This window comes from Evansella sp. AB-P1 (assembly GCF_029688925.1).
Taxonomy (GTDB): domain Bacteria; phylum Bacillota; class Bacilli; order Bacillales; family Salisediminibacteriaceae; genus Evansella.
This window is the reverse complement of sequence record NZ_JARUKY010000003.1, coordinates 276,378-286,116: the sequence shown is the minus strand read 5'-3', so window position 1 is coordinate 286,116 and position 9,739 is coordinate 276,378. Positions and strand designations below refer to the sequence as shown.

Below are 9,739 nucleotides of genomic sequence, written 5' to 3'. Positions count from 1 at the left end.
ACTATAAAGGAATATATTGGTGGTATTTAGGAGACTGAAAAGTTGCCCACGGCAATGAAGACTCTGTGAAGCATGAACAGATGTGGCACTTATGCCTGTGGTGAAAGCATTCGCCTGCAACGGATGAACACCTTAGTAAGAATATTTTCATTCTTCATGGTGCAAGATTTTTCTTGCATCGAGGTCTACCCTGAAAATAGAAAATATAAAGTCCTGATGTTAGTGGATTTAGTTAAAGGTAAGGTGATATCTTATGAAAATGGGACGTTGGAAAAAATGGTTAACCATTGCTGTCAGTCTGTTTGTTGTAGTAGGGTTATTGTTTTTACTAAATTTACATAGATTCATAGTTACAGTAGATGAACCGATAGAGGCAGATGCCATTTTAGTGTTGAGTGGTGGTGTAGGCGATCGTGAGGCAGAGGCTGCAGAGCTTTATTTTGAAGGCTTTAGCGATCAGATTATTCTCACTGGTACCCTTGTTGGATGGGAAACGTATTCGTCTGATTTAATGAAGAAACATTTGTTAGCCCTTGAAGTACCAGAGGATGCCATTTTGGAGTTTAAGCCTGCCACTAGTACCCGTGAAGAGGCGGAGTTATTGAAGCCAGAGCTTGTAAAGATGGGAATTGAAAACGTTATTTTAGTGACCAGTAAATTTCATTCGTCACGTGCGCAATGGATTTTTGAAAAAACGTTTAGTGATACGGATATTCAGGTCATTTCTGTTCCAGTCAGAGAGGACACATTTGATCGCCATTGGTGGAGGGAGCACGAAACAAGGAAGCAAGGTGCAAATGAAATTCTTCGGTTTATTTGGGAGTTTTTCCGACTATAGTTTTAATCTCTGTTCATAGATCAGTATTTACAAGTGGAAATGAATGCTTTATATATGAATAGAAAGAGTAAGTGAATGGTTAATGGTAGGGATGTTTACAATACAATTGTTTTATATAAATATCCCTTTAAATTGATGAGGCATTACATTATAATAATTTAGTGGGTTAAATAGGAAAAATGTCGAATTACTTCTCGGTAGATTGTAGATATTGTTCGTCGAAAAAGATGGTTTTTATGTGAACCGAGTGCATCATTATTTTGTGATGTTGTCGTCAGGAATAATATGGTGTTTTTGTTAGATGCTATCATAAAGTGAGTTTTATTATGTGATCGATGACAGTTTAAAATATATATTCATTTATGGAAAAGTGAGGTTTTGTTGAAAAATGAAAATCGCAGTAGCAGGTACAGGTTATGTAGGATTATCAAACGCAGTTTTGTTATCGCAAAATAATGAAGTTGTAGCAGTAGATATTGTTCAAGAAAAGGTTGATATGTTAAACAGAAAGGAATCTCCAATTGTTGATAAGGAGATTGAAGAGTTTTTAACTACGAAAGACTTGAATTTAGTTGCTACAATGGATCAACAGAAGGCATATGGTGACGCGGAATTTGTCATTATTGCTACACCGACAGATTATGATCCAGATACGAATTACTTTAATACGAAGTCAGTGGAAGCTGTTATTCAATCCGTGATGGACATAAATCCAAATGCTGTTATGGTAATTAAATCAACTATTCCAGTAGGATATACGAAAGAGGTAAGGGAGAAGTTTGGTACAGACAGTATTATGTTTTCTCCAGAGTTCCTTCGTGAAGGGCTTGCCTTATATGACAATCTTTATCCGTCTCGAATAATTGTAGGAGAGCAGTCTGAACGGGCGAAAAAATTTGCTGACCTCCTGTTAGAAGGGGCTATTAAGAAAGATGTTCCAGTTCTTTTTACAAATTCTACAGAAGCAGAGGCTGTAAAATTATTCTCCAATACTTATTTAGCTATGCGCGTTGCGTACTTTAACGAATTAGACACGTATGCAGAATTAAAAGGCTTAAATACGAAGCAAATTATTGAAGGTGTTGGTCTTGATCCACGGATCGGTGATCACTACAACAATCCATCCTTCGGTTATGGGGGATATTGCTTACCGAAGGATACGAAACAGCTTCGTGCAAACTATGAAGGCATTCCAAATAACATTATTGGAGCAATTGTAGATTCCAATACAGTTCGTATGGACCACATTGCTGAACAAATCATAGCAAAAAATCCTGAAGTAGTAGGTATTTTCCGTCTTACAATGAAGACAAACTCGGATAACTTTCGAGCATCTGCTATCCAAGGAATTATGGAACGCATTCGTGCAAAAGGTATCGAGGTTGTTATTTATGAACCGGTACTTGAAGAGGACACGTTTGATAACTTTAAAGTTATTCATGATTTAGAGGAATTCAAGAACACTTCCGATGTCATTGTAACGAATCGCTTAAGTGACGAATTAAGCGACGTATTATCGAAGGTGTACACACGGGATTTATTTACGCGAGACTAACTAGCTAGCGTTAATTATAAAATTTATCCATCAAAAAGGAGGAGGAAGCCGGTTAAAACCGAAGCTTTCTTCTCCTTTTCTTGTCGTTGTAACGGATTGAACTAGGGGGAAAACGAAGCAGGTACAGCGGAAGTAGGTACAAAAACCCCCGGTTCAATCCGAGAGTATGAAGGAGCATGAGAGAGCTTGAACCAGGGGGAAACGAAGCAGGTACAGGGGAAGCAGGTACAAAAACCCCCGGTTCAATCCGAGAGTATGAAGGAGCATGAGAGAGCTTGAACCAGGGGAAGACGAAGCAGGTACAGGGGAAGCAGGTACAAAAACCCCCGGTTCAATCTGAGAGCATGAAGGAGCATGAGAGAGCTTGAACCAGGGGAAGACGAAGCAGGTACAGGGGAAGCAGGTACAAAAACCCCCGGTTCAATCCGAGAGCATGAAGGAGCATGAGAGAGCTTGAACCAGGGTAAAACGAAGCAGGTACAGGGGAAGCAGGTACAAAAACCCCCGGTTCAAAAGTGAAGGACGGCAACTCCAGTGGGATAGCGCGATACAAAAATCCCCTACGACTTACTGAGTAAGTTGTAGGGGGTAAAAGATTATTTTTTTCCTCGGTGGTGCAAGTATTAAATTTACTTGCATGAGGGTTACAAGGAAATCCGAAGGTCACCATCATTCTGATCCCACTCTGTGTCTTTGGCTGCTTTTGGTCTGCTGAAATAGTATCCTTGCTGCTGGTGACAGTGTTGTTGGATTAGAAATTGCTCTTGCTCTTTTGTTTCTACTCCTTCTGCTATGACGTTTAGCTCAAGACTGTGGGCAAGGTTGATTACATTTTTTACGATTGCCTTGCTTTTAACGTCATGAAATAGATCATGAATGAAGGATTTATCGATTTTAATTGTATCGATAGGAAAATCCTTTAAATATGCTAGAGAGGAGTAGCCTGTTCCGAAGTCATCGAGAGCTAAACCGACTCCTAGTTTTTTCAGTGCATGTAGTATTTTAGTTGCTTCGTTTTTATTCTTCATCATAATGCTTTCCGTTATTTCTAATTCTAAATATTGTGGCTCTAAAGCTGTTTCAGCTAGTACTGTTGAGACGGTTTTGACAATATCTGTTTGAAAAAATTGGCGAGTGGATAGATTCACTTTTACTGGTATTGGCGAATAGCCTTCCTCTTGCCATCTTTTGTTTTGCATACAAGCCTCGGTTAGTACCCATTCTCCTATCCTTACTATATATTCTGTTTCTTCTGCTATAGGAATAAATTCTCCTGGGGAAACAAGGCCACGAGCTGGGTGTTCCCATCGGATTAATGCTTCCATTCCACATACTTCCCGTGTCCTACTGCAGATCTGTGGCTGATAAAATAGGATGAATTCCTTTTCTTTAATTGCTCGTTCTAATTCATGTTCCATTTTTCTTCTTTCGATGAATGGGTCATGGAACGAAGGGCTATAAAAGGCTGAGGAATTCAGTCCTTTCTTTTTGGCTTCGAACATAGCTAGATCTGAATTTTTTACCAAAGTATCAATCGTTTCGCCATCGCTTGGGTAAATGCTGATGCCAATGTTTGCGGATACGTTCAGCTCCATATCTTGGATAGGGAATGGTTGGTGGAAATTTGCTAGAATATCGTTTGCCAATTTTTCACATTGAGCTTTTTCGGAAAAATATGGTGTGATGAGTGTGAATTCGTCTCCGGCTATTCGTGATGTGAAAACTCCTTCTGGTAGGTTGCTTGTTAGTCGTTTTGTTATTTGCTTTAGTAATTGGTCCCCGTAGGAGTGGCCGAGCCAGTCGTTGATGTGTTCAAAGTTATGAATGTCAAAAAATAAGATGGCGAATTTTTTTGGTGATTGATTATGCTTTTTGGCTTCGTATATTTTTTGTTTAAGTATTTTATTGAAATATCTTCTGTTTGGTAAGTTGGTTAGGGCATCGTGATAGGCCATGTGTTTAATTCTTTCTAATGCTTTTTTTTGTTTCGTTATGTCTATATTTATTCCGAGTATTGCTGGTTTTCCGTGATAGGTAATGGCTGTTGAGTTTGCTTGTACGTCCATTGTTGTTCCGTCTAGTCTTTGTAGTTTCGTATCATATGGTTTTAATTGTTTTTTGGTTTTAATGGCATGCTCTCTTCGTTTTTTTGATTTCTTTTTAAGTTCTGGTGGGATAAAGTCACTTGCTGGTTTTCCTATGATTTCAGTAGGGTGGTTCGCACCAATCATTTTGGCACCAGATTGGTTAATATATGCTAGTCTATCATTTACATGTACGAAGATGGAAATTGGTAAAAGATCGGCTAAATGCTTGTATCGTTGTTCGCTTTCTTGAAAGGATTCGATTGCTTGCTCTTCTTTTGTAATGTTGTTTGCGATGGTTAGTGCGCCAAGTACTTCTCCGTTATCTGATCGTATTTGTTTACTAGTAACCTTTAAGGTGTACTGCTCCCCAGCTTTATTTTTGATCAATATTTTTTCTTTTGTTGTTTCTTCCCCGTGTAGTGCTTTATGTAATGGTAATTCGTGTTTGGTTAATGGTGTTTCAGAGTTGGGATGGATAACTATTGCTTCCTTTGTGTAAAAATCTAGGGTGGACGGTGTGTAGGCTTGTCCAGTTATTTTGCTGTGGGCACGATTAATAAACGTTATTTTTCCGTTTTTGTCACAGGCAATGACCCCTTCTTCCATACTATCGAGGATTGATTTCAATGTGGATTCTCTCACAGATAGTGTAGATAAAGCTTCTTTTAGTATTATATTTTTATACCAAATTACATATAGAAGTGGCAATATTCCGACAATAATGATTGTAAGTTGTATAATCGTTGTCCAAAAGTTATTTAAGTTGTTAAAAGTGATAAGTATTTTATCTAAAAATAATACGGAAGTGAGTACTAAAAAAAAGTATATGGAGACGATGACTTTGTTTTTTGTAAGTTTAATAATTTTCTTCTCCCACATAGAAATCCAGCCCCTCTGATTGTGTGATATTTCAGACAAGTTTCTCGTTTATTTTATCACGTTTGTTACTTTCGAACTATGCGAATGGCAGAATTAATAGATTTATAGAGGTAATGGAGTTGAAAAGTCCTAGGAGGGGCCGGGTGTTGTCCAAGGCACCTGGCGGGATATGTCGAAAACGCTACCTATCCTTTGTTGTTCGATTGTTTTCTCTCATTTTTTCAGCTTCTTCATTAAAGTCTCCTTTTTCAAACGAAACTTTATTTCCGTATCGTAGAAGTTCGTAAATGACTCGGCCATTACTTGGCTGTCCGTCATGGTAGGTCATTGGTATTAAATCAAAAATGACGAAATAGATAGAGAAATAGACAAATTGATACCAAAGAATGGAGGAGTCTAAAACACCGATGATGGTTAACCAGTTTACTAGTAATGCAGCTGAGAGATTCAGGATCATGGGTCCGGAGTATACGAGAATATTTGTTAATCGGTTATCTTTTTCCAAATCACTATAGTAACACCAGCTATACCAAAAATAATATTTTCTGATTTCTAGAAATTTATATTTAAATATTGGCTTTCCGCAGCCAATTGTCATTTTAAAATTTTTAGCACCGAATAGACATGCAAAAAGGAGGTGTCCTAACTCATGTATGAAGGATACTAGTGGAAAAACAATAAATAGTGCATAAATGATTCGGGCTAAATCTGATAGTTCAAACATAACTTCACCCTCCAATTGTATTTATGAAAGTGAAACAGTCAGGGAAGACGCTGTCCTTTCTATGTTTGTGTTTGTACCTTCCTTTTCCAATTGATGAAGCTATTAAACTTTACTACAAAATTGGTTGAGATATGTTTATCTAGAATTGAGTGGGGAATCGAGATAAATATGATAGAAATTTTTTATTCGAGGTGATTTTTAATGGATATTAAAATGAAAGTTTTAATCGATGGACTAAATGAAGATCTAGCAAATGAGTATGCTGCTAGTATTATGTACACGAATAATGCAGCTGTTGTATCGGGTCTATACCGTCAGACATTGAAGCCTTTCTTTGAAAGTGAAATTGGTGATGAACAAGGACATGCCCTATATTTAGCAGATAAGATAAAGGTTCTTGGTGGGACGCCAACAACATCTCCAGCTCCAGTTAAACAGCCTAATGATGTAAAGGAAATGCTTATGGAAGCGAGGAAAGCAGAACAAGAGACAATCGAACGTTACGAATTACGTAAACTACAGGCTGAGGAATTAAATCAAACGGAGCTTGTGGTAAAGCTTGAAGATATGATTGCAGACGAAACGAAGCACAAGGAAGAATTGGACCGAATTTTAGCCGACTCACAGTTTCATTAATCCTAGAGAGTTTACCTAAAATTGGAGGCGTAAAGATGATTACCATAAAGCCCAAAAATAAAGAAGCTATTATGGAAGTAATCGTGAATGGGAAGATTACAACGGAGGATATTGAAGAGTTTGAAATGATCTTCAAAGAGAAGAAAGAGAATTACGGAAAGATTAACCTTCTAATGGAGGTACATGAAATTCAAGGCTACTCCATGAATGCTGTAATGGAGGATTTGAAGTTTAGCGCAAATCATTGGAAGGAATTTAATAAAATTGCTGTTATTACAGACAAAAAGTGGATTGGGCTTGGAAGTAAGATAAGTAATATATTGCCTGGAGTGGAAGTGAAGCACTTCGATTTCGATGAAAAAGAAAAAGCATTGTATTGGTTAGAGTAGTGAGGGGTGCCTGGCACCTCTCCTATTTTTGTATAATGTTATGATAGTAACTAATAGAGGAGGTCTTATATGATTGTATTTAAAAACAAACATGTAACTGTTTTTCAAAGCTCTATCGTTCAAACAAATTCCACTGTAATAGAAACGGAAGATATGATTCTTGTAGTAGATCCTGCTTGGCTTCCAAGTGAAGTGGAAATGTTAAGAGTGGAAGTGGAGAAGTTAATAAGAGAGGCGGATCGTCCTGTTTATCTTTTGTTTACCCATTCAGATTTTGATCATGTTCTAGGATATGGTGCATTTCCAAAGGCTAAAACAATTGCAAGTATAGGTGTGAAGGAGCATTCAGCAAAAGAAGAAATTGTGAAAAAAATAAAAGCCTTTGATGATGAAATATATGTGAAACGTCAATATGAGATTGAATTTCCCCAAATTAATCATGTTATTGTAGAAGATGGTCAAAAGCTCACATTGGGTGCTACAGTCCTAACCTTCTATAGAGCTCCAGGTCATACAGCAGATGGTATTTTTACTGTAATAGATTCGCTTGGGATATTTATTGGGGGAGATTATTTGTCAGACCAAGAGTTTCCCTTTATAGAAAACAGAAAAGATTATGAACGTACGTTAGTAAAAGCAGCGGGGATTGTAGAAAACCATCCCATCACATTGTATATTCCTGGCCATGGTCAACCGACTGACGATACTAGGGAAATAATAAGGCGACAGCAGAATGATCTTCAATATATAAGGAAGCTTACGGAATTGTTCTCCGTTGGGAATAAGAAGAATGAGTTGGAGGAGCACATCAATCAATATGAATTTATTGAAGGCATTCGTCAAGAGCATGATAAAAATATGGAAGTGGTAAAAAAGGAAATAGTACAAGACACTTCTCAAAATTTGTGGAATGAAGATTTAGAAGATAGAAAATAAATAAGTTTTGTAAAATTATCGGTTAGTGCTAGTTAGAAAAGTAGGGAAATAATTTGTCGCAACTCTATAAATCTAATTGCATTCTATTAAATGGGTATTTTTTATACAGTCTTGTATATTTTTGTTTTTTTATATAGACTTTTGTCATTTGATCAATTACTATGTAAATAAAATGAAGGGGCAAACTTTCTGAAAAGGAAGGACGCAAAGCTACGAGCCTAAAGCTATATGCTATGGTAGTCGAGTTGCCGAAAATCGGGTTTAAGCATACCTGTTTTGGTATGCTATTTTTCTGTTTATAAAGCTATATTCTGTTTTCACTAATACCTGTCTAATTATGAAAAGAAGTTAAAGGGGAATTTATATGAACTTAATGTCAAACTTAAAGCTAAGTACAAAAATGAATTTACTTGTTCTAGGCATTCTGTCTACTTTTTCAATGGTGATTGTTGTTATTTATTTTATTCAGATTAATAGATATTTATTGGATTCAGGAGTAAGTAGTGAAGTAATTGAAACGATGGTTGGTAATTTCCTATTTGTGATAGTTATGGTTTTTATCTTTTCCTTTATTGTCGTGTTACTTTTTACAAGAAAAATCAAAAAAAGATTAAAGAACATTAATTATGCCCTTGAACAAGCAGGGAAAGGTGATTTTTCTGTATCAATTACTGATAAGCAGAAGGATGAAATTGGCCAGCTGGCTAATGGTTACAATAGCATGAAAGAAAACTTAAGTGAATTAATCCAAACTGTTGTACAGTCTTCAGAGCAGGTTGCTACATCCTCTGAACAATTAACAGCAAGTGCAGAAGAATCTTCTCAAGCAACAGAAGTAATTTCTGGAACAATTCAAGAATTGGCGTCTGGTGCAGATGAGCAGGTAACTGTCACCCATTCCATCAGCCAATCGGTAAATGAAGTAACTATTGGAGTAGAGCAAATTGCAAGTAGTATGACCAACGTTAACGACTCTGCTTCAAAAATGTTAGAAAAAGCAGAACAAGGAAACAGTGTTATTTATAAGACTGTTGAGCAGATTAGAATGATTGAGAAAAATACAAATAATACAGCAACTATTGTAAATGACCTTAATGAAAAGTCTGTTAAAATAAATGACATTATCTCTTTGATTACTGATATTTCAGATCAAACGAATCTACTTGCCCTTAACGCTGCAATTGAGGCAGCTAGAGCTGGTGAGCATGGACAAGGCTTTGCTGTTGTTGCTGATGAAGTTCGTAAATTAGCGGAGCAATCCAGAAATTCTGCAACGGAGATTCAAGAACTTATTAATGATATTCAAAGTGGTATTAAGGAGTCTGCTTCATCTATGGTAGAAGGACGTAACTCCGTTAAAGAAGGAATAAAATTTGTGGATCAAGCTGGGGAATCTTTTGAGGTTATCTCAGAATCCATTGGGGATGTTACTACACAAGTTCAGGAGGTAACTGCAGCTGCTCAACAAATCTCTTCTATTAGTGAATCAATGGTTGCTTCTGTAAAAGAAACGAGTCAGGTGGCAGAAGAAACAGCAAAGAATTCACAAGAAATTGCATCTTCTGCTGAAGAGCAAAATGCATCTATGGAGGAAATTACTACTTCTTCAGAAATGCTAAGTAAGATGGCAGAAGAACTGCAGCAATCTGTGAAAGTGTTTAAATTTTAATTCGTTCAGTGATCCATATTCTTCCT

General features: G+C 36.9%; 8 protein-coding genes and 1 riboswitch. Of the genes, 6 read left to right on the top strand and 2 right to left on the bottom strand.

Going from position 1 to position 9,739, the window contains the following annotated elements; translation table 11 throughout:
• The first annotated feature begins 253 nt into the window (after nt 1-253).
• Both QA612_RS04810 and QA612_RS04805 read left to right on the top strand, forming a co-directional pair.
• On the top strand, nt 254-838 hold the full coding sequence (locus tag QA612_RS04810; RefSeq protein ID WP_278282628.1) for a YdcF family protein: 585 nt from the start codon (nt 254-256) through the stop codon (nt 836-838).
• A 388-nt stretch (nt 839-1,226) separates the two neighbouring features.
• Nucleotides 1,227-2,393, top strand: a complete 1,167-nt coding sequence (locus QA612_RS04805; RefSeq protein ID WP_278282627.1) for a nucleotide sugar dehydrogenase — start codon at nt 1,227-1,229, stop codon at nt 2,391-2,393.
• Between the two features lie 644 nt (nt 2,394-3,037).
• Here QA612_RS04805 and QA612_RS04800 read toward each other — a convergent pair.
• Together QA612_RS04800 and QA612_RS04795 are read right to left on the bottom strand one after the other, a co-directional pair.
• On the bottom strand, nt 3,038-5,359 hold the full coding sequence (locus QA612_RS04800; RefSeq protein WP_278282626.1) for an EAL domain-containing protein: 2,322 nt from the start codon (nt 5,357-5,359) through the stop codon (nt 3,038-3,040).
• A gap of 181 nt (nt 5,360-5,540) precedes the next feature.
• Entirely contained in the window at nt 5,541-6,083 is a 543-nt protein-coding gene (locus QA612_RS04795; RefSeq protein WP_278282625.1) for a site-2 protease family protein, read from the bottom strand.
• Between the two features lie 201 nt (nt 6,084-6,284).
• Between QA612_RS04795 and QA612_RS04790 the strand changes: the two genes are divergently transcribed.
• The 4 genes from QA612_RS04790 (at nt 6,285) to QA612_RS04775 (ending at nt 9,713) form a co-directional block, all read left to right on the top strand.
• Nucleotides 6,285-6,719 carry a ferritin-like domain-containing protein gene (locus tag QA612_RS04790; protein ID WP_278282624.1) on the top strand — a complete coding sequence of 145 codons (435 nt, stop codon included), beginning with the start codon at nt 6,285-6,287 and terminating at the stop codon, nt 6,717-6,719.
• Nucleotides 6,720-6,754: 35 nt separating this feature from the next.
• A complete protein-coding gene (locus QA612_RS04785) occupies nt 6,755-7,108 on the top strand; it encodes a SpoIIAA family protein (RefSeq protein ID WP_278282623.1) in 354 nt (117 codons plus the stop codon).
• A 69-nt stretch (nt 7,109-7,177) separates the two neighbouring features.
• Nucleotides 7,178-8,044 (top strand): MBL fold metallo-hydrolase, encoded by an 867-nt coding sequence (locus QA612_RS04780; RefSeq protein WP_278282622.1) that lies wholly within the window; start codon nt 7,178-7,180, stop codon nt 8,042-8,044.
• Nucleotides 8,045-8,213: 169 nt separating this feature from the next.
• Nucleotides 8,214-8,297: riboswitch (cyclic di-GMP riboswitch) on the top strand.
• Between the two features lie 111 nt (nt 8,298-8,408).
• Nucleotides 8,409-9,713 (top strand): methyl-accepting chemotaxis protein, encoded by a 1,305-nt coding sequence (locus tag QA612_RS04775; protein ID WP_278282621.1) that lies wholly within the window; start codon nt 8,409-8,411, stop codon nt 9,711-9,713.
• Nucleotides 9,714-9,739 lie beyond the last annotated feature (26 nt).